General features: G+C 64.5%; 18 protein-coding genes and 1 pseudogene. 5 read left to right on the forward strand and 14 right to left on the reverse strand.

Annotated elements, in window-relative coordinates; genetic code table 11:
• Positions 1-5: 5 nt before the first annotated feature.
• Together BTO32_RS18135 and BTO32_RS18140 are read left to right on the forward strand one after the other, a co-directional pair.
• Positions 6-434: pseudogene (locus BTO32_RS18135) on the forward strand (hemerythrin domain-containing protein); the annotation flags it as partial.
• Between the two features lie 210 nt (positions 435-644).
• On the forward strand, positions 645-1,349 hold the full coding sequence (locus BTO32_RS18140) for an ABC transporter ATP-binding protein (protein WP_245820347.1): 705 nt from the start codon (positions 645-647) through the stop codon (positions 1,347-1,349).
• Between the two features lie 109 nt (positions 1,350-1,458).
• Here BTO32_RS18140 and paaZ read toward each other — a convergent pair whose 3' ends face one another.
• The 11 genes from paaZ to paaG form a co-directional block, all read right to left on the reverse strand.
• The gene (paaZ, locus tag BTO32_RS13470; protein WP_076725169.1) at positions 1,459-3,504 is read right to left on the reverse strand and encodes a phenylacetic acid degradation bifunctional protein PaaZ; all 2,046 of its coding nucleotides are present in this window, start codon (positions 3,502-3,504) and stop codon (positions 1,459-1,461) included.
• Positions 3,505-3,546: 42 nt separating this feature from the next.
• Positions 3,547-4,626: a 1,2-phenylacetyl-CoA epoxidase subunit PaaE gene (gene paaE, locus BTO32_RS13475; RefSeq protein WP_076725170.1), complete on the reverse strand. Its 1,080-nt coding sequence runs from the start codon at positions 4,624-4,626 to the stop codon at positions 3,547-3,549.
• A 13-nt stretch (positions 4,627-4,639) separates the two neighbouring features.
• On the reverse strand, positions 4,640-5,206 hold the full coding sequence (paaD, locus tag BTO32_RS13480) for a 1,2-phenylacetyl-CoA epoxidase subunit PaaD (RefSeq protein WP_076725171.1): 567 nt from the start codon (positions 5,204-5,206) through the stop codon (positions 4,640-4,642).
• Positions 5,190-5,954, reverse strand: a complete 765-nt coding sequence (gene paaC / locus BTO32_RS13485; protein ID WP_076725172.1) for a 1,2-phenylacetyl-CoA epoxidase subunit PaaC — start codon at positions 5,952-5,954, stop codon at positions 5,190-5,192. The genes paaD and paaC overlap by 17 nt, the downstream gene beginning before the upstream one ends.
• A gap of 11 nt (positions 5,955-5,965) precedes the next feature.
• Positions 5,966-6,247 carry a 1,2-phenylacetyl-CoA epoxidase subunit PaaB gene (paaB, locus tag BTO32_RS13490; protein WP_076725173.1) on the reverse strand — a complete coding sequence of 94 codons (282 nt, stop codon included), beginning with the start codon at positions 6,245-6,247 and terminating at the stop codon, positions 5,966-5,968.
• A 17-nt stretch (positions 6,248-6,264) separates the two neighbouring features.
• A complete protein-coding gene (gene paaA / locus BTO32_RS13495) occupies positions 6,265-7,254 on the reverse strand; it encodes a 1,2-phenylacetyl-CoA epoxidase subunit PaaA (RefSeq protein WP_076725174.1) in 990 nt (329 codons plus the stop codon).
• Positions 7,255-7,520: 266 nt separating this feature from the next.
• Entirely contained in the window at positions 7,521-8,828 is a 1,308-nt protein-coding gene (gene paaK, locus BTO32_RS13500) for a phenylacetate--CoA ligase PaaK (RefSeq protein WP_076725175.1), read from the reverse strand.
• 57 nt (positions 8,829-8,885) lie between these two features.
• Positions 8,886-10,133 (reverse strand): 3-oxoadipyl-CoA thiolase, encoded by a 1,248-nt coding sequence (pcaF, locus tag BTO32_RS13505; RefSeq protein ID WP_281251529.1) that lies wholly within the window; start codon positions 10,131-10,133, stop codon positions 8,886-8,888.
• Positions 10,130-10,576 carry a hydroxyphenylacetyl-CoA thioesterase PaaI gene (gene paaI / locus BTO32_RS13510; RefSeq protein WP_076725176.1) on the reverse strand — a complete coding sequence of 149 codons (447 nt, stop codon included), beginning with the start codon at positions 10,574-10,576 and terminating at the stop codon, positions 10,130-10,132. The genes pcaF and paaI overlap by 4 nt, the downstream gene beginning before the upstream one ends.
• On the reverse strand, positions 10,569-12,092 hold the full coding sequence (paaH, locus tag BTO32_RS13515; RefSeq protein WP_076725177.1) for a 3-hydroxyacyl-CoA dehydrogenase PaaH: 1,524 nt from the start codon (positions 12,090-12,092) through the stop codon (positions 10,569-10,571). Before paaH ends, paaI begins: the two co-directional genes overlap by 8 nt.
• A gap of 3 nt (positions 12,093-12,095) precedes the next feature.
• Positions 12,096-12,887, reverse strand: coding sequence for a 2-(1,2-epoxy-1,2-dihydrophenyl)acetyl-CoA isomerase PaaG (paaG, locus tag BTO32_RS13520; RefSeq protein WP_076725178.1), 792 nt, complete (start codon positions 12,885-12,887; stop codon positions 12,096-12,098).
• Positions 12,888-13,429: 542 nt separating this feature from the next.
• On the opposite strand from paaG, the gene paaY reads away from it, so the two are divergent.
• Entirely contained in the window at positions 13,430-14,023 is a 594-nt protein-coding gene (paaY, locus tag BTO32_RS13525; protein ID WP_076725179.1) for a phenylacetic acid degradation protein PaaY, read from the forward strand.
• Positions 14,024-14,054: 31 nt separating this feature from the next.
• Here paaY and BTO32_RS13530 read toward each other — a convergent pair whose 3' ends face one another.
• From BTO32_RS13530 to BTO32_RS13540, 3 genes are all read right to left on the reverse strand, one after another.
• Positions 14,055-14,954: a haloalkane dehalogenase gene (locus tag BTO32_RS13530; protein WP_076725180.1), complete on the reverse strand. Its 900-nt coding sequence runs from the start codon at positions 14,952-14,954 to the stop codon at positions 14,055-14,057.
• Positions 14,955-15,076: 122 nt separating this feature from the next.
• Positions 15,077-15,325, reverse strand: a complete 249-nt coding sequence (locus BTO32_RS13535; protein ID WP_076725181.1) for a hypothetical protein — start codon at positions 15,323-15,325, stop codon at positions 15,077-15,079.
• A gap of 87 nt (positions 15,326-15,412) precedes the next feature.
• Positions 15,413-15,766 (reverse strand): hypothetical protein, encoded by a 354-nt coding sequence (locus BTO32_RS13540; protein ID WP_076725182.1) that lies wholly within the window; start codon positions 15,764-15,766, stop codon positions 15,413-15,415.
• Positions 15,767-15,915: 149 nt separating this feature from the next.
• On the opposite strand from BTO32_RS13540, the gene BTO32_RS13545 reads away from it, so the two are divergent.
• Positions 15,916-17,001, forward strand: coding sequence for an AI-2E family transporter (locus tag BTO32_RS13545; RefSeq protein WP_076725183.1), 1,086 nt, complete (start codon positions 15,916-15,918; stop codon positions 16,999-17,001).
• A gap of 110 nt (positions 17,002-17,111) precedes the next feature.
• A complete protein-coding gene (locus tag BTO32_RS13550; RefSeq protein ID WP_076725184.1) occupies positions 17,112-17,516 on the forward strand; it encodes a peptidoglycan-binding domain-containing protein in 405 nt (134 codons plus the stop codon).
• Positions 17,517-17,537 lie beyond the last annotated feature (21 nt).

Raw genomic sequence — 17,537 nt, forward strand, 5'->3', positions numbered from 1 at the left:
CAGACATGGCACTTGCCCAGTCCCGCGGCGAACAGGCCATCCGCATCATTGTCCAGGAACATCAGGCGCTGTGGCGGATTCTGGATCTGCTGGACCTGCTGCTGAGTGATATGAACGTCAACGAGCAGCGTCCGGACGAGCGTCTGTTCGTCAAGATCTTCGACTACATCGAGCATTTCTCGCATCGCGTGCACAGCACGCCGACCGATATCGAGCTGTACAAACGCCTGGGCGCCCGGTCGCCGGAAACGGTTCCGCTGCTGGACAAGCTGTCGCGGGGCTATCGGGTGGGGCACGAGCGCCTGCAGGAGCTGCGGCACCTGCTGGCGCAATGCATGACTCACTGGCCGGAAGCGCGGGAACCGTTCAGCCACGCCCTGGCACGTTTCACCGAAGCGTTGCGCAAGCACATCCGGAAGGAGGAAGGGGTGGTGATTCCCCGTGCCCGCAAGCTGCTGAGCGAGGACGACTGGGCGCACATCATCGAGTCCCGGGACGTGGAGAACGACCCGCTGTTCGGAGAGCGGGTGCGGGAGGAGTTCCGCGAACTGCGCCACGAGATCATCAATTGCACGCCGGAACGCTTTGGCGGGCTGGGCCTGACCCCGAGCGCGCCGGTCCAGGCTCCGGGCGCCGGCGAAGGCATGCTGGTGGTGCAGGGGCTGGCCACCGCTTATGGCCAGATCGAGGTGCTGCACGACATCGACCTGCGCATCAACCGGGGTGAAATCGTGTCCTTGGTGGGCGCCAACGGCGCGGGCAAGTCCACCTTGCTGATGACCCTGTCCGGCCTGCAGCCGGCCACCCGGGGCCGGCTGACGTTCGAGGGGCGTGATCTGACCCGGGTGCCCGCCGACCAGCGGGTGGCGGAGGGCATCGTGCAGGTGCCGGAGGGGCGCCAGGTGTTCAAGGATCTGAGCGTGCACGACAACCTGCTGCTCGGGGCCTACACCCGGGGTCGCAGCCAGGAGGTGATGGACGACCTCGACCGCATGTACGCCAAGTTTCCAATCTTGCGCCAGAAGCGCCACAACCTGGCCGGGGAACTGTCCGGCGGCCAGCAGCAGATGCTGGCCATGGGGCGGGCCCTGATGGCGCGCCCGCGGCTGCTGCTGCTGGACGAGCCCAGTATGGGGCTGGCACCGCTGATCATCGAGGAAATCTTCGACATCATCCGGGAGCTGAAAAAGGAGGGCATCACCATTTTCCTGGTGGAGCAGAACGCCTCCCAGGCGCTGGCGCTGGCGGACCGGGGTTATGTGCTGGAAACCGGCCGGGTGGTGATCGAGGGCACGGGCCGGGAGTTGCTCAGCAACGAGAAGGTGCGGGAAGCCTATCTGGGCATGTGATCCGGTATCGGGAAACAGGAAAGGGGACGGGCAATCGCCCGTCCCCTTTTTTTGCCTCCGGCCCACGCATCGGGTCCAACGGGTGGCGGGCCGGCTCGCCCGGGCAGGGTTACTGCGGGCGTTTGGCAACCAGTGTCAGGATGTCGTAGCTGGCCACCAGTTCGTCCTTCTGGTTGCGGACTTCGACATCCCAGACCACCACGCCCTGCGGGTGCCCGTCGGGGGAGGTGCGGCCCTGATCGATCTTGCGCTTGCAGGTCAGACGGGCCTGAATGGTGTCGCCGATCGGCACCGGCGTGATGAAACGCAGGTTGTCCAGGCCGTAGTTGGCCAGCACCGGGCCTTCACCCGGCGAAACGAACAGGCCGGCGGCGGCGGACAGCACGAAGTAGCCGTGCGCGATGCGCTCGCGGAACTGGGAGTTGCGGGCGGCGATTTCATCAAAGTGCATGTAAAAGTGGTCGCCGGACAGACAGCCGAAGTTGACGATGTCGGCCTCGGTGACGGTCCGCCGGTGGGTCAGCAGGGACTCGTTGATCTGAAGATCCTCGAAGTAGCGGCGGAATGGGTGCACCTCGGTCTCGATGACCTTGGCGCCGCGCACATACTCGCCGGTGATGGCGGCCAGCATGGTCGGGGAACCTTGCACTGCGGTCCGCTGCAGGTAGTGGCACACGGCACGGATTCCGCCCAGTTCCTCGCCGCCCCCGGCACGACCGGGGCCGCCGTGCTTGAGCATCGGCAGCGGTGAGCCGTGACCGGTGGACTCCTTCGCGGCCTGGGCATCCAGCACATGCAGGCGGCCGTGGTAGGCGGCCAGCATCGGCACCAGCTGGCCGGCGATGGCGGGGTCGCGGGTGCTCAGGGTGGTGACCAGCGAGCCTTTGCCCTTGGCGGCAATGGCGACGGCCTGTTCCAGCGTGTCATAGGGCATCAGGGTGGCCACCGGGCCGAACGCTTCGATGTCGTGGGCTCCGCCCTCCTGTTCCGGGTTGCGGCACAGCAGCAGGTGCGGTTCCAGGAAGGCACCGCGGTCGCAGCCGTCGCCCAGGGGCTGGAAGTCGCCGGTACCGCCCAGCAGGCATTCGCAGGACTCCTTGAGCCGGTCGATGGCGGCCTTCACATCCGCGCACTGGTCCAGGGACGCCAGGGCGCCCATGCGCACGCCGTCCACCGCCGGGTCGCCGGCCACCACCTTCGACAGCTGCTGTTTGAGCCGGTCGGCGACCGCCTCGAGCTGGGCGGTGGGCACCAGAATCCGGCGCACGGCGGTGCACTTCTGGCCCGCCTTCACCGTCATCTCGCGGACCACTTCCTTGATGAACAGATCGAACTCCTCGTGGTCCGGGGTCACGTCCGGTGCCAGGATGGCGCAGTTGAGGGAGTCCGCCTCGGCGTTGAAGGGGATGGAACGGGCCAGGATGTTCGGGTGGCTGCGCAGCTTGAGGGCGGTGCTGGCCGAGCCGGTGAAGGTGACGACGTCCTGTTCACGCAGGTGGTCCAGCAGGTCGCCGGTACCGCCGATGATCAGTTGCAGGGCCCCCTCGGGCAGAGCGCCGGATGCCTGCATCAGGCGTACGGCAGCCTCGGTGACGTAGCTGGTGGCGGTCGCCGGCTTGACGATGCAGGGCATGCCCGCCAGGAAGGTCGGGGCGAATTTTTCCAGCATGCCCCAGACCGGGAAGTTGAAGGCGTTGATGTGGACCGCCACGCCGCCCCGGGGCACCAGGATGTGGGTCCCCGCGAAGTGGTTTTCCTTGCCCAGCGGCATCACCGGGCCTTCGTGCACCACATTGCCGGACGGCAGTTCGCGCCGGCCCATGCTGGCGTAGGAGAACAGGGTGCCGAAGCCGCCGTCGATGTCGATGGCGCTGTCCCGCTTGGTGGCACCGGTGTGATGGGACAGGGCATACAGTTCCTGTTTGTGTTCCTGCAGATACAGTGCCATGGCCTTGAGCGCCAGCGCGCGCTCCTGGAAGTCCATGGCCAGCAGGTTCTTGACGCCGGTGGTGCGGCCGTACTCGACGGCTTTGGCGAAATCGATGGGCTCCTGGTGGGTGTGGGCCACGATGTCGCCGTTGATGGCGCTGGGCAGCGGCCGGGCCGGGGTTTCACCCAGCCACTCGCCGGCAATGAAGCTCTTGAGCACTGACATTGGAATGGGGCTCCCTTTGTTGTCGTTGGAACGTTGGGGTGATCAGATCTGGTCGAAATCCAGGGTGACCTTGTCGCTGACCGGGTAGCACTGGCAGGACAGCACGTAACCGGCCTCGACTTCGTAGTCCTCCAGGGCAAAGTTGGCGTCCATCTCGACCTCGCCTTCCACCACCCGGGCCTTGCAGGTGGAACACACACCCGCCTTGCAGGAGTAAGGCAGATCGGCGCCTTCGTCGTTGCCTGCGTCGAGGATGCTCTTGGTGTTGCGGGTCAGGCCGAAGGTCATCGAGCGGCCATCGGAGATCACCGTGACCTCGCTGATCGCGGCCGGGTCGACGGTGTTGTTTTCCCGGTCCTTGCGGGGCCGGGGCGCGCCGCCAGCGGGGGTGAACAGTTCAAAGTGCACGCGCTCTTTCGGCGTACCGTGGCGGTACAGGGAGTCACGGACGTTTTCCGTCATCTCCTGGGGGCCACAGATGAAGGCTGCGGTCAGGCTGTCCACATCCACCCAGCGATCGAACAGGGCGTCGCACTTGGCATGGTCGATCCGCCCGTTGTACAGGTCGATGTCCTGCTGCTCCCGGCTGAAGATGTACACCAGGTTGAAGCGTTCCATGTCGCGGTTCTTCAAGTCCTCCAGCTGATCCCGGAACAGAGTGCTGGCGGTGGAGCGGTTGCCGTAGAACAGGGTGAACCGGCTTTTGGGCTCGGTTTCCAGGGTGGTCTTGAGGATCGACAGAATCGGCGTGATGCCGCTGCCGGCGGCGACCGCCAGGTAGTTGCCCTCGCGCTCGGGATCCAGTTCGACCGAGAAGTGCCCCTGTGGCGGCATCACTTCCAGGGTGTCGCCCGCTTTCAGCGTGTCATTGGCGAAGGTGGAGAAGCGGCCGCCGGGAATCTTCTTGACCGCGATGCGCAGCTCATTGTCCCGGACACTGGTGCAGATCGAATAGGAGCGGCGCACTTCCTCGCCGTCCAGCCAGGTACGCACCACCAGGTGCTGGCCCTGTGTGTAGCGGAACGTGTCTGCAAGGTCTTGCGGCAGATCGAAGCACAGGGATACGGCGTCTCTTGTTTCAGGCCTGACCTCTTTGAGGGTCAGTGGATGGAATTTTGTCATGGTCGTATCGGCTCTAGATGCATTTGAAGTAATCGAAGGGTTCGAGGCAGTCCTTGCACCGGTACAGGGCCTTGCAAGCGGTGGAACCGAATTCGCTGACCCGCTCGGTGTGATGGCTGCCGCAATGCGGGCAGACAATGACCTCCTCCTGACCCAGCAGACTGCGTTTGCTGGCGGAGCCCTGAGGGGGCGCGATGCCAAATGCGCGCAGCTTTTCTTTCCCTTCGGGGGTAATCCAGTCGGTGGTCCAGGCCGGGGTCAGGACGCGCCGGATGTGCGGATCGCGGATGCCGGCGGCCCGCAGGGCCTCGGCGATCAATTCCTCGATCAGCTCGGTGGCGGGACAGCCGGAGTAGGTGGGCGTGACGTCCACCGACACGGTCCGGCCGTCCCAGTGGACCGCCCGGACGATGCCGAGCTCGACCACGCTGACCGCCGGAACCTCCGGGTCCTTGACCTCGTTGAGCAGTGTCCAGATCGCCTCTTCCGTCAGCCGCTCGGGGTGGGCGTTGCCCGGTACCCGATCGCTGGCGATGAGGGTGTCCACTGCCGACCTTTCGGAATCACCAGACTTTTGCATCGGGGTACGCTCGCTGGAGAAACTGCATTTCCGCCAGGATGAAACCCAGGTGTTCGGTGTGTTCACCGCGCTTGCCGCCCAGATACATCCAGGCATCGTCCGGTTGCGGGGTCAGGGTGGCTTCCTGAAGCACCGCCTTGACCATGCCACGCCAGTCGTCCCGCAGCTGCTCCGGGTCCGGGCCAATGCCGGCCTTGGCGATCTGCTGGTCAACCTCGTCCGGCTGGATCAGTTCACCGGTGAATCGCCAGAGCAGGTCCACGGCGTCCTGCATGCGGCGGTGGCTCTCCTCGGTGCCGTCGCCCAGGCGCTTGATCCACTCGGAGGAACGGCGCAGGTGATAGGTCACTTCCTTGAGGGCCTTGGCCGCGATGCCGGCAATTCGCTCATCCGGGGCGTTCACCAGGCTCTGCAGGGTGTGGTAGTGCCACACGTCGAAGAAGAACTGGCGGGCCATGGTGACGGCGTAGTCACCATTGGGCTGCTCGGTCAGGAGCAGGTTGCGGTATTCGTGGGCGTCCCGGCGGAAGGCCAGCATGTCGGCGTCGCGGCCCTGGTCTTCCAGCTCGGCGACGTACTCATACCAGTTGCGGGCCTGCCCCACCAGGTCAAGCGCCACGTTCATCAGCGCCATTTCCTCCTCGAGCGCGGGTGCCTTGCCACACAGCTCGCACAGGCGTTGCCCGAGGATCATGTCGGAGTCAGCCAGACGCAGCAGGTAGCTTTGCAGAAGTTGTGTATCGGTCATCGGGAGCCCCCTTACATGTGGCCAACTTCGTCGGGCAGCTGGTAGAAGGAGGCGTGCCGGTACACTTTGTCCTCGGACGGATCGAACAGGGCTTCTTTTTCATCCCCGGTGGAGGCGGTGATGGCGCTGGACGGCACCACCCAGATGCTGACGCCTTCATTCCGTCGGGTGTACAGGTCGCGGGCGTTTTCCATGGCCATCGCCGCGTCGGCGGCGTGAACGCTGCCGACGTGCTTGTGGTTCAGGCCGTGCTTGCTACGCACGAAAACTTCGTAAAGGCTCCATTCAGCCATTGTCTTGTCCTCCGGAATCAGGCGGCTGCCCGCTGTTTTTGTTTTTCGGCATAGGCCACGGCGGCTTCGCGTACCCATGCCCCCTCTTCAATCGCTTTCTTGCGAGTGGCAATCCGCTCACGGTTGCAAGGGCCGTTGCCCTTCAGCACATCGTAGAACTCCTGCCAGTTGATCTCGCCGAAATCGTAGTGTCCCCGCTCCTCGTTCCACTTGAGGTCCGGGTCCGGGGCGGTGCAGCCCAGGAACTCGAGTTGGGGAACGGTCTGGTCGATGAACATCTGGCGCAGCTCGTCGTTGCTCTTGCGCTTGATCTTCCAGGCCATGGACTGCTGGGAGTTGGGGGAGTCGTCGTCGTGGGGGCCGAACATCATCAATGCCGGCCACCAGAACCGGTTGATGGAGTCCTGCACCATCTGCTTCTGCTCGTCGGTGCCGTGGCGCATCAGGTCCAGCAGGATCTGGTAGCCCTGGCGCTGGTGGAAGCTTTCCTCTTTGCAGATACGGATCATCGCCCGGGAGTAGGGACCGTAGGAGGTCCGTTGCAGAACCACCTGGTTGACGATGGCGGCGCCATCCACCAACCAGCCGATGGTGCCGATATCCGCCCAGCTGAGGGTTGGGTAGTTGAAGATGCTGGAGTACTTGGCCTTGCCGTTGTGCAGTTTCTCGATTTCCTCGTCACGGTCGGCGCCGAGGGTTTCCATGGCGCTGTACAGGTACAGGCCGTGCCCGGCCTCGTCCTGAATCTTGGCCATCAGCTGCAGTTTGCGCTTGAGGGTCGGTGCACGGGTGACCCAGTTGCCTTCCGGCAGCATGCCAACCACCTCGGAATGGGCGTGCTGGGAAATCTGGCGGATCAAGGTCTGGCGGTAGCCGTCCGGCATCCAGTTCTTCGGTTCGATCTTGATCTCGGCGTCGATCCGTTCCTGAAAGGCGCGCTCTTCCGGCGACATCTCGTCCAGGCTTTTGACGCGCTTGGCCCCGGTTTCAACGAGCTGAGCGTACATAACATACCTCCGGTTCGGGCTTGTTGTTCTGAGCGCGGAGGCGCTCGGAAATCATGTTGGGATTATGGTTTGATGTTAAATGATACTGAATAAAAGTCAATAAATCACTTTACGTGTCATGTTTGTGTGTTGGTGTTCGATTATTTTGGCTAACCAATTGATTTAAAATATGTAAAAAATGATACGTAAAGAAAAGCTATTGCGGGTATTGAGAGAAAAGTAAATTTAAATGTTGACGGGGGCCGGTTCGGCCCCCGCCGCGGACGTCAGGTGCGCCGGTCGATGACCCGTTTGGCCTTGCCTTCTGAGCGGGGCAGCCGGTTGGGCTCCACCACCGTGACGCGGGTGCTGATGCCGATGTAGGACTTGATGTGATGCGCCAGGTCCTTCGCCGCCTGGGCCCGCACCTCGTCGCCGGCGCCGGCTTCCGGCTTGAGCTCGGCTCGGACCTCCACGCAATCCAGGTTGCCTTCCTTGTACACCTCGATCTCGTAGTGGGGGGCCAGGGCCTCGCATTTCAGGACCTGTTCCTCGATCTGGCTCGGAAACACGTTGACGCCGCGGATGATCAGCATGTCGTCGCTGCGACCGGTGATCTTGTCGATGCGGCGCATCGGTCGGGCGGTGCCGGGCAACAGTCGGGTCAGGTCGCGGGTCCGGTAGCGCAGGATCGGCAGCGCGACTTTGGTCAGCGAGGTGAAGTCGAGTTCGCCGTATTCGCCGTCCGGCAGCACCTCGCCGGTGTTGGGGTCGATGATCTCCGGGTAGAAGTGGTCTTCCCAGATGGTCGGGCCGTCCTTGGTTTCGATGCACTCCATGCCGACCCCCGGCCCCATGACTTCCGACAGGCCGTAGATGTCCAGGGCTTCGATCCCCAGGCGCTGTTCCAGCTCGGTGCGCATGCTGTTGGTCCAGGGTTCGGCGCCGAAGATGCCCAGGCGCAGGGGCAGGGCGTGGGGGTCGATGCCCTGGCGCTCCATTTCATCGGCGATGTTGAGCATGTAGGAGGGCGTCACCATGATGATGTCCGGCTCGAAGTCCTTGATCAGCTGGACCTGTTTTTCGGTCTGGCCGCCGGACATGGGGATGACGGTGCAGCCCAGGCGCTCGGCACCGTAATGGGCGCCGAGACCGCCGGTGAACAGACCGTAGCCGTAGGCCACGTGGACCTTGTCGCCGCGGTGCCCGCCGGCGGCCCGGATGCAGCGGGCGACAATGTTCGCCCAGTTGTCGATGTCTTTCTGGGTGTAGCCCACCACCGTGGGCTTACCGGTGGTGCCGCTGGAGGCGTGAATCCGGACCACGTCCGACATCGGCGTGGCGAACATGCCGAACGGGTAGTTGTCACGCAGGTCGGCCTTGGTGGTGAACGGAATTTTCGCCAGATCTTCCAGCGAACGGATGTCCATGGGTTTCAGGCCGATGTCATCGAACGCTTTCCGGTAGAAGGGGACGTTGGTGTAGGCATGGGTCACGCTCCAGCGCAGGCGTTGGAGTTGCTCGTGGCGCAGCTCGTCGATGCTGGCGGTTTCCATGCGGTCGAGTTTGCCGATTTTTTGGAGTGGTAAGCTCATGGTCGTATTCCTGCGTTGTTCTTGTGCGGAAAACCGGCCCCGGAAACGGGCGGTGTCTCAATCGGTGCCGTCGGTACGCTCGATGATCAGCGCGATGCCCTGGCCGACGCCGATGCACATGGTGCACAGGGCGTAGCGGGCCCGTTTGCCGATCCGGTGGCGGCGCTCCAGTTCGTGCAGTGCCGTGGTCACCAGCCGGGCGCCGCTCATGCCCAGCGGATGGCCCAGGGCAATGGCACCGCCATTGGGGTTGACGTGGGCGGCGTTGTCCGCGAGTCCCAGTTCACGGAGAACGGCCAGCGCTTGGGCGGCAAAGGCTTCGTTCAGCTCGATGACATCCATGTCGTCCAGTGTCAGACCCGCCAGTTTCAGAACTTTGCGCGTGGCCGGAACCGGTCCGATGCCCATGATGCGGGGCTCGACGCCGGCCGTGGCCATGGCGACCACCCGGGCCCGGGGCTTGAGACCGTGGGCCTTGACGGCGTCGGCACCGGCAAGCAGCAGGGCGCAGGCACCGTCGTTGACGCCGGAGGCGTTGCCGGCCGTCACGGTGCCGTTTTCCCGGAACGGCGTGGGCAGCTGGGCGAGTTTTTCCAGGCTGGTCTGGCGCGGGTGTTCATCGGTATCGACCACCAGCGGCTCCTGTTTGCGGCGCGGGAGGGTGACCGGCGTGATTTCCTCGGCGAAGATGCCGGCGGCCTGGGCGGTCGCGGCGCGCTGCTGGCTGCGCAGGGCGAAGGCGTCCTGGTCCTGCCGGGAGATCTTGAACTGTTCGGCCACGTTCTCGGCGGTTTCCGGCATGGAGTCGATGCCGTACTGCTTCTTCAGCAGCGGGTTGACGAAGCGCCAGCCGATGGTGGTGTCGAAGATCTCGGCGTTGCGGCTGAACGGCGTTTCGGCTTTGCCCATCACGAAGGGCGCCCGGGACATGGACTCGACGCCACCGGCAATGGCCAGTTGTGCCTCGCCGGTGCGAATGGCCCGGGCCGCGCTGCCGATCGCATCCATGCCGGAGCCGCACAGGCGGTTGATGGTGCTGCCGGGAATGCTCACCGGCAGCCCCGCCAGCAGCGACGCCATCCGGGCCACGTTGCGGTTGTCCTCACCGGCCTGGTTGGCGCAGCCGTAGAGGACGTCGTCCACCTGGGACCAGTCCAGCTCAGGGTGGCGTTCCATCAGGGCCTTGATGGGGATGGCGCCCAGGTCGTCGGCGCGTACCGCAGACAGGGCGCCGCCATAGCGGCCGATGGGGGTACGGATGGCGTCAACGATGTAGGCGTCGGCCAGACGCGTGTCGGTGCTCATGAGTTGTCCTCCGGATTGCGAACGGTGCCGCGCACCTCGTAGGAGCGGCCCCGGAACAGGGCCACGGTGCGGCCGTCCTGGTTGGTCAGGGTGATGTCGTAGACACCGGTGCGGCCGCCGCGGGCGCGTTCCTCCGCCGTGGCGGTCAGCAGGTCACCCTCCCTGGCGCCGTACATGTAGTCGATGGTGCAGCCCGAGGCCACGGTGGCCCGGTCGTAGCTGTTGCAGGCGAAGGCGAAGGCCGAGTCCGCCAGGGTGAACAGGTAGCCGCCGTGGCAGGAGCCGTGCCCCTGAATCATGTCGGCGGTGACCTTCATGGTCAGGACTGCCCGGCCTGGACCGACGGATTCGATGCGCATGCCCAGTTTCTGGCTGGCCCGGTCGCGGGCGAACATGGCGGCGGCGCAGGCTTCGGCCAGTGCCTGTGGATCGTGATCACTCATGGTGAAGCCCCTTGTTGGCGAAAACGTTCTTGCGCAGCAGCAGGGAGGGCCGGTAGCGGTCCTCGCCGTAGCTGCGCTGGAGATGGCTCAGTACCGTGAACACGCGATGGCTGCCCAGCCGGTCGCTCCAGCGCAGGGGGCCGTCGGGATAGTTCAGGCCGGCCTGCATGGCCAGGTCGATGTCGGCGGCGGTGGCCACACCGTGCAGGTGGGCATCGGCGGCCTCGTTCGCCAGCATGGCTACGGTCCGCATGACCACCAGGCCCGGTCGGTCGGCGACCCGGCTGACCGCGAAACCGGCCCGCTGTAGTAGCGCACAGGCGTCATCAATGGCTTCGGGCGAGGCTTGGTCGGCCGCGGCGATGGCCAGCCGGGTGGCGCTGGCGTAGTCGAAGGCGAGGTCGAACAGCACCAGGTTGTGGCAACCTTCGGTCGCGGCCCGCTCGGTGGCCATGCGGCCGTCGGTCAGGGCCAGCACCGCCTGGCCAAAGCGGATCTGGCCCTTGCCGGCCCGCTCGATCACCGTGAGGCCGGCGGCGCGCAGGCGCTCCGTCAGGGCGCCGGCCGGGCCCAGGTCGCCCTCCACGATCACCGTGCTTGCGCGGCTTTCCCGCATGGCTTCGGTCTGTGGCTGCGGTCGCTCATCGTCCTCGCCGTAGCGGTAGAAGCCCTGACCGCTCTTGCGCCCGAGCCGGCCGGCGGCCACCAGTTCCTGCTGAATCAGGGACGGCAGGAATCTCGGGTCCTGATAGTAGGCGTTGAACACCGAACAGGTGACGGCGTAGTTGACGTCATGGCCGATCAGGTCGGTCAGTTCGAAGGCGCCCATGCGGAACTGGCCGGCCTCCCGCATCAGGGCGTCCAGAGTGGCGGCATCGGCGGCCTGTTCCTGCAGCAGGCGCAGGCTTTCGGCATAGAACGGCCGGGCCACGCGGTTGACGATGAAGCCCGGTGTCGAGGTGGCGTAGACCGGTTTCTTGCCCCAGCGGCTGGCGGTGGCGTGCACTGTTTCCGCGACCGTGGGGTCGGTGGCCAGTCCGCGCACCACCTCGACCAGCGCCATCAGGGGGGCCGGATTAAAAAAGTGCATGCCCACCAACCGCTCCGGGTGCTTCATGCCCGCGCCCAGGGCGGTGACGGAGAGCGACGAGGTGTTGGTGGCGAGGATGGTGTCGTCGGTGCACAGCGCTTCCAGACGGGACAGCAGGGCGCGTTTGATGTCCAGATCTTCGACAATGGCCTCGATCACCAGGCCCGCCTCGGCCACCTCTTCGAGGGCGGCGACGGGATGGATCCGGCCGACGATGTCGTCCAGTGCCTGCTGGCTCATCTTGCCCTTGTCGACCCGGCGCTGCAGCTGACGGGCGATGCCGGCCCGGCCCGCTTCGGCGGCGCCTTCACGCTGGTCGTGCAGGAACACCGGGTGTCCGGCCTGGGCGGCCACCTGGGCGATGCCGGAGCCCATGGCGCCCGCGCCGATGACGGCGATCCGGGTGTTGCTTTCCAGTGCCGGCATGGCTCATTTCCCCTTGAATGACGGTGTGCGTTTTTCCATGAAGGCGGCCACGCCTTCCCGGTAGTCCTCGGTGTGGCCGGCTTCCCGCTGGAGGTCGCGTTCGAGGTTCAGCTGTTGCTCGAAGGTGTTGTCGGCGCTGGCGTGCAGTGCCTGCTTGATCAGCGCCAGACCCCGGGTCGGCTGGGTGGCGAAGTGGCGGGCCAGTGCCAGGGTCTCGTCCATCAGCCGGTCATCGTCCACGCAGCGCCAGATCAGGCCCCAGGCTTCGGCCTGCTCAGCGCTGACTTTCTCACCCAGCAGGGCCATGCCCTTGGCGCGGGCCATGCCGGCCAGTCGCGGCAGAGTCCAGGTGCCGCCGGAATCGGGAACCAGCCCAAGCTTGCAGAAAGCCTGGACGAAACTGGCGGAACGGGCGGCCAGGGTGATGTCGCAGGCCAGAGCAATGTTGGCGCCGGCACCGGCCGCCACGCCATTGACGGCACACACCACCGGCATCGGCAGGTCCCGGAGGCTGCGCATCAGTGGGTTGTAGTAGTGCTCTAGGGAAGCGCCCAGATCCGGCCGCTCCTGACCGGGCGACACCGTGCGGTCGTTGAGATCCTGGCCGGCGCAGAAGCCGCGGCCGGCGCCGGTGATAACCAGCACCCGGGCGCTGTCGTCCGCGCGAACGGTGTCGATGGCCTCGCGCAGTCGCTCATGCATTTCCACGTTGAAACTGTTGAGGCTGTCGGGGCGATTCAGGGTAACCAGGGCGATCCCCTGGTCGATTTCGAGAAGGATGCTCGGCTGGGTCATGGTGTTGTCCCGTTGCTGTTATCGAGTGGGTGGTGCGCGGTCAGCGGCCGGTGACGAGACGTCCGGCAAGGTCCGGGTCCAACGGCGGGGCCGGGCGGCGTCGTGCGGGCGTGGTGCTGATCGCGGACGGATCGGTGATGTCGTCGGTAAGACGGGTGTGCAGATCGTTTGGCATAAGCGGTCCGGTCTGGCTTTGTTGTTGTTTCCGTGGCCGCCCGAGGCGGCCGGTTCCGGGTGCCGGGAGCCCTGCTCTGAAGGTCCGACAGGGGTGTTTGAGCATGAGTATATCTTAGAATTGATACCCGTCAATACTTGTGATCTCAATCTTCTGTATCACGTTTTGTTTTGCTGTTTTTTTCTTATTTCATTGATATACCAATAAATTTATCTTTTTTGTCTTGGCGGTTGCTGCCATTTTTCGAAAAAATTGATCCTTCAGTTCTGTCATTTTCAATGAAATTGTGAACGAAAAAAGCTACTGTGATACGGAGCTTTGTCACAACAACAATCTGGGGGGCCGCCCCCGTCACGAGGAGAACGCTATGCCGGTTTACAGCATTGAAGGTGTCATTCCCGTTGTCCATCCATCCGCCTACGTCCATCCCAGCGCCGTGTTGATCGGCGATGTCTGGATCGGCCCGAACTGCTACGTTGGGCCGGCGGCGTCGCTACGGGGCGACTTTGGCCGGGTTGTCCTCAAGGAGGGATCGAACATCCAGGACACCTGTGTGATGCACGCCTTTCCGGGCATGGACACGGTGATCGAGCGGAATGGCCACGTCGGCCATGGCGCCATCCTGCACGGCTGCATCGTCGGCGAGGATGCGATGGTCGGTATGAATGCGGTGGTGATGGATGAGGCCCATATCGCGCCCCGTTCCATTGTCGGCGCGGGGGCCTTGGTCAAGGCTGGCTTCCAGTGCGAGCCGGGGTCGCTGATCGTGGGGGCGCCAGCCAAGGTGCTGCGCATGCTCAGCGACAAGGAAATTGCCTGGAAGAGGCGGGGGACGGAGGAGTACCAGCGGCTTACCCGCCGCTCTCTCGCCTCTCTGGTGGAGTGCCCGCCGTTGGCGGAGGCGGAGCCGGACCGCCCCCGGGTTGACGCCGGCAGCTACCAGCCCAAGCACCAGTCCTGAGGATCGGCTGCGGGGGGCTTTGCATGGCGGCTCAGGCCGCCATTTCGGATTTCAGGGCGTCGATGATGATGCGGGCGAAATGCTCGGGGCTGTCTTCCTGGAGGAAATGCCCTCCCCGCAGGGTGACGTGGGGCTGACCGTGGGCCCCCGGGATGCGCCGCTGCATGTGCCGGTCGCTGCCCCGGGTCAGGGTATCGCCACTGCTGAAACAGGTGATGAACGGCTTGCGCCACTTCTCCAGAGCTTTCCAGACATCCCGGTTGGCCCGGCTGTTGGGGTCGTCCGGCGACACCGGGATCAGATGGGGGAAAGCCCGGGCCCCAGCTTTGTATTCGGATGACGGGAAGGGGGCCTCGTAGGCGGCCAGTTCGTCCTTGCTCAGGGTGCGTTCGGTACCCAGCTGGACAATGCGGCCGATGGGGAACCAGGGGCTGTGGGAGGCAAAGGCCTTCCAGAGCGTGAAAATAGCCGGTAACCGCGTCTCTCCCGTGGGCAGCATGCCGTTGCCGACGATGATCCGGCTGAACCGATCCGCGTGCTCGGTGGCCAGGCGCAGCCCCAGCAGCGAGCCCCAGTTCTGGCACACCAGGGTCACGTCCCGAAGGTCCAGGGTTTTGAGCCAATGGGTGAGCCACGCCGTGTGCCGGTCGTAGCTGTAGTCCGACAGGTGCGCCGGCTTGTCCGATTTGCCGAAACCGATCAGGTCCGGAGCCAGCACCCGATGGCCGGCCGCCGCCACCAGCGGAATCATGTGGCGATACAGGTAGGACCAGGAGGGCTCACCGTGCAGCATCAGAACCGGTGAGGCGCTCCTGGGGCCTTCATCCACATAGTGCATCCGGAGCCCGGGTGCGACGTCGACATAGTTGGCTTGGAACGGGTAGTCCGGAAGGCCCTGGAAACGGGCTTCATCGGTTCTCAAGATACGCATGCCATCGACTGTCCTGACTGATAGGGTGCGCGACTGCCGTGACGACAGTCATCGAACTTCAGGATAAATCAGATGGCACGGCGGTGTGTTTGAGTTGCGTAACAGAGCGTTGCCCGTTTGAATCAGCAAGCGAGGCCGAACAGCCGTTCCGGGTCGTCGATTCCGGCCATGGCCTCGTCGCAGCAGTTGACCGCGCCGCAGTCGTCGGCCGAGCACAGGCCGATGGTCTGGCAGTCGATGTCCTGATAACTGCCACCCTCGTTGAGGAATATCCGGGCCCGGGGCAGGATGGAGCCGCAGTGTCCACACAGCAGCGTGGGTACGGCGCTGCCTTCGGCCAGGCGTGCCTTGTAGTGTCGTTGTTGGGTCATATGCTTCCTCCTTGTTGACCAAACATAGGGGTCTTTCATGACAATTCAAAGTCGGGGCGGGGCAGAGGGCCTCGCCGGGACCTGCGGTCAGACGGAGCTGTTGTCAGAGTCCACCAGGGGCCGACGGTTGGAGCGTTTGTCGTCCCAGGCCAGTGCCTTGGGGTCGTACCAGCCGATGGCGTCCAGCACCTTCTGGCGGGTTTGCCGTGACAGTGTTGGCCACAGCTCCTGAAAGTCCTCCAGCCCTTGTTCCTTCAGCCGTCGCTGCTTGCTGCGCAGGCTGCGGATGATTCGGGGGAGCTGCAGGGCGTCACCGAGCTGCCCGGGCACCAGCACCGGTTGTCCCATGACCTTGCGGCGATGGGTTCTGGCGGCCAGCACCCGCTCCAGTTCCTCGGCGGCCTCCAGAGCCGTTTCGGTGGTAAAGGCTTGCAGGTCCAATCACATCACCTGTTCAGTCTCTGATCAATAACCCATCACTATAACCCGAACCGGGCTACAGTGGCCATGCTGTCGTGGTAGGCTATCTGCCGTCGCGCCCGGCCCGGTTGGCGGGCCATTGGTTGCTGGATAGGTAGGAAGCGTTTGCCATGTATGCAAAACTCGAGACACGGACTTTTCTGGCCCTGCTGGTCGGGGTCACTCTGGCGTTTGTGTTGTTGATGAAGCCGTTCCTGGGCCCGATCTTCTGGGCCGTGGCCATTGCGCTGATCTTCCACCCGTTCCAGCAGTGGCTGGTGCGCCGGTTGGGGCCCCGGCCCAACCTCAACGCCCTGATCACCCTCGCCGTGTGCTTGATCATCGTGGTGATTCCGGTGCTGGTGCTGGTCACCTCCCTGGTGGCGGAAGGAGCCGGGCTGGTCCAGCAGATCCAGGCGGGCAAGATCCGTCCGGGCGAGTACATTGACCGGGTGAGCCAGTCGTTTCCGGCGATTCAGTCGTTCCTGGCGCAGTTTGACATCCAGTTCTCCGAATGGCGGGACCGGGCGGTCAGCGCGGTGGCCAGCGGCGGCCAGTTTCTGGCCAAGCAGGCGCTGGGGGTGGGGCAGAACACCTTCCAGTTCTTCCTCGGTCTGGCATTGATGGTGTACCTGGCGTTTTTCCTGTTGCGGGACGGCCATCAGTTGGTGGAGCTGCTGATCCGCGCGCTGCCCCTGGGTGACGAACGGGAGCGGCTGCTGTTTGCCAAGTTCGCCGAGGTGACCCGCGCGACGGTCAAGGGCAACCTGCTCATCGCCATTATTCAGGGCGCGCTGGGTGGACTCATTTTTTGGGTACTCGGTATCGACGGCGCCCTGCTGTGGGGGGTGGTGATGGCGGTGGTGTCGCTGCTGCCGGCGGTGGGGGCCGCTCTGGTCTGGGTACCGGCGGCCATTTACCTGGCGGCCATTGGCCAGTATGTGTCGGCCACGGTGCTGACCCTGTTCGGTGTTCTGGTGATCGGGCTGGCGGATAACCTGTTGCGTCCGGTCCTGGTGGGGCGCGATACCAAACTGCCCGATTACATTGTGCTGCTGTCGACCCTGGGGGGGATTGCCATGTTCGGCGTCAACGGCTTTGTGATGGGGCCGCTGGTGGCCGCGCTGTTCATGGCGTTCTGGGAAATTTTCATTCGAGAGTTCGGGCACGGTGCCCAGACCGGGGCGGAAGGCAGCCCGCCACCGGAGGATGTATGATAGGCTGGGGCCTGGCTGGACGATCCGGCCCCTTCGGTACCCATGGACGCGGTACCCCATAACAACAACGAGGATGCCGGCGGCATCCGCTGCACGAAGTGGAGTGTACCATGAGCAATATTCGCAACCGTTTACGACCCGCCCTGGGAATCGCCGGCCTGGCGGCCCTGCTGGCCCTGGCCCCCCTGGCTCACGCCGACGAAGTGGTGGCGCTGAAGAATGCCCTCTATGGCGCCGGTTACCCGATCACCAATGTGTCATCCGAGATGGACGACGCTACCCGTTCCGCCCTGACCCGGTTCCAGAAGGATCACGGTCTGCAGGCCACCGGTATCCTGAACGAGGAAACCAAGAAAGCGCTGGGTATGGTGCCGCTTCAAGTGGTGGCCGCGTCGGCGCCCAAGCCCACGGTTCCAGCGGAGACGGCTGCAGCCCAGGTCCCGGCGGCAGCCGACGCCGGCGATCAGCAGGGTGCCATTGAAGAGAAGGACGACGGCGGCTGGTCGCTCTGGTAGGTTGGGGGCGTCGCGCGGGCC

Origin of the sequence: Marinobacter lutaoensis (assembly GCF_001981305.1) — a bacterium.
Taxonomy (GTDB): Bacteria; Pseudomonadota; Gammaproteobacteria; order Pseudomonadales; family Oleiphilaceae; genus Marinobacter; species Marinobacter lutaoensis.

Bases quoted from the DNA above. Each gene is read 5' to 3' on its own strand.
- BTO32_RS18140 (WP_245820347.1), top strand. From the start codon at position 645: ATGCTGGTGGTGCAGGGGCTGGCCACCGCTTATGGCCAGATCGAGGTG.
- paaZ (WP_076725169.1), bottom strand. From the start codon at position 3,504: ATGTCAGTGCTCAAGAGCTTCATTGCCGGCGAGTGGCTGGGTGAAACC.
- paaE (WP_076725170.1), bottom strand. From the start codon at position 4,626: ATGACAAAATTCCATCCACTGACCCTCAAAGAGGTCAGGCCTGAAACA.
- paaD (WP_076725171.1), bottom strand. From the start codon at position 5,206: ATGCAAAAGTCTGGTGATTCCGAAAGGTCGGCAGTGGACACCCTCATC.
- paaC (WP_076725172.1), bottom strand. From the start codon at position 5,954: ATGACCGATACACAACTTCTGCAAAGCTACCTGCTGCGTCTGGCTGAC.
- paaB (WP_076725173.1), bottom strand. From the start codon at position 6,247: ATGGCTGAATGGAGCCTTTACGAAGTTTTCGTGCGTAGCAAGCACGGC.
- paaA (WP_076725174.1), bottom strand. From the start codon at position 7,254: ATGTACGCTCAGCTCGTTGAAACCGGGGCCAAGCGCGTCAAAAGCCTG.
- paaK (WP_076725175.1), bottom strand. From the start codon at position 8,828: ATGAGCTTACCACTCCAAAAAATCGGCAAACTCGACCGCATGGAAACC.
- pcaF (WP_281251529.1), bottom strand. From the start codon at position 10,133: ATGAGCACCGACACGCGTCTGGCCGACGCCTACATCGTTGACGCCATC.
- paaI (WP_076725176.1), bottom strand. From the start codon at position 10,576: ATGAGTGATCACGATCCACAGGCACTGGCCGAAGCCTGCGCCGCCGCC.
- paaH (WP_076725177.1), bottom strand. From the start codon at position 12,092: ATGCCGGCACTGGAAAGCAACACCCGGATCGCCGTCATCGGCGCGGGC.
- paaG (WP_076725178.1), bottom strand. From the start codon at position 12,887: ATGACCCAGCCGAGCATCCTTCTCGAAATCGACCAGGGGATCGCCCTG.
- paaY (WP_076725179.1), top strand. From the start codon at position 13,430: ATGCCGGTTTACAGCATTGAAGGTGTCATTCCCGTTGTCCATCCATCC.
- BTO32_RS13530 (WP_076725180.1), bottom strand. From the start codon at position 14,954: ATGCGTATCTTGAGAACCGATGAAGCCCGTTTCCAGGGCCTTCCGGAC.
- BTO32_RS13535 (WP_076725181.1), bottom strand. From the start codon at position 15,325: ATGACCCAACAACGACACTACAAGGCACGCCTGGCCGAAGGCAGCGCC.
- BTO32_RS13545 (WP_076725183.1), top strand. From the start codon at position 15,916: ATGTATGCAAAACTCGAGACACGGACTTTTCTGGCCCTGCTGGTCGGG.
- BTO32_RS13550 (WP_076725184.1), top strand. From the start codon at position 17,112: ATGAGCAATATTCGCAACCGTTTACGACCCGCCCTGGGAATCGCCGGC.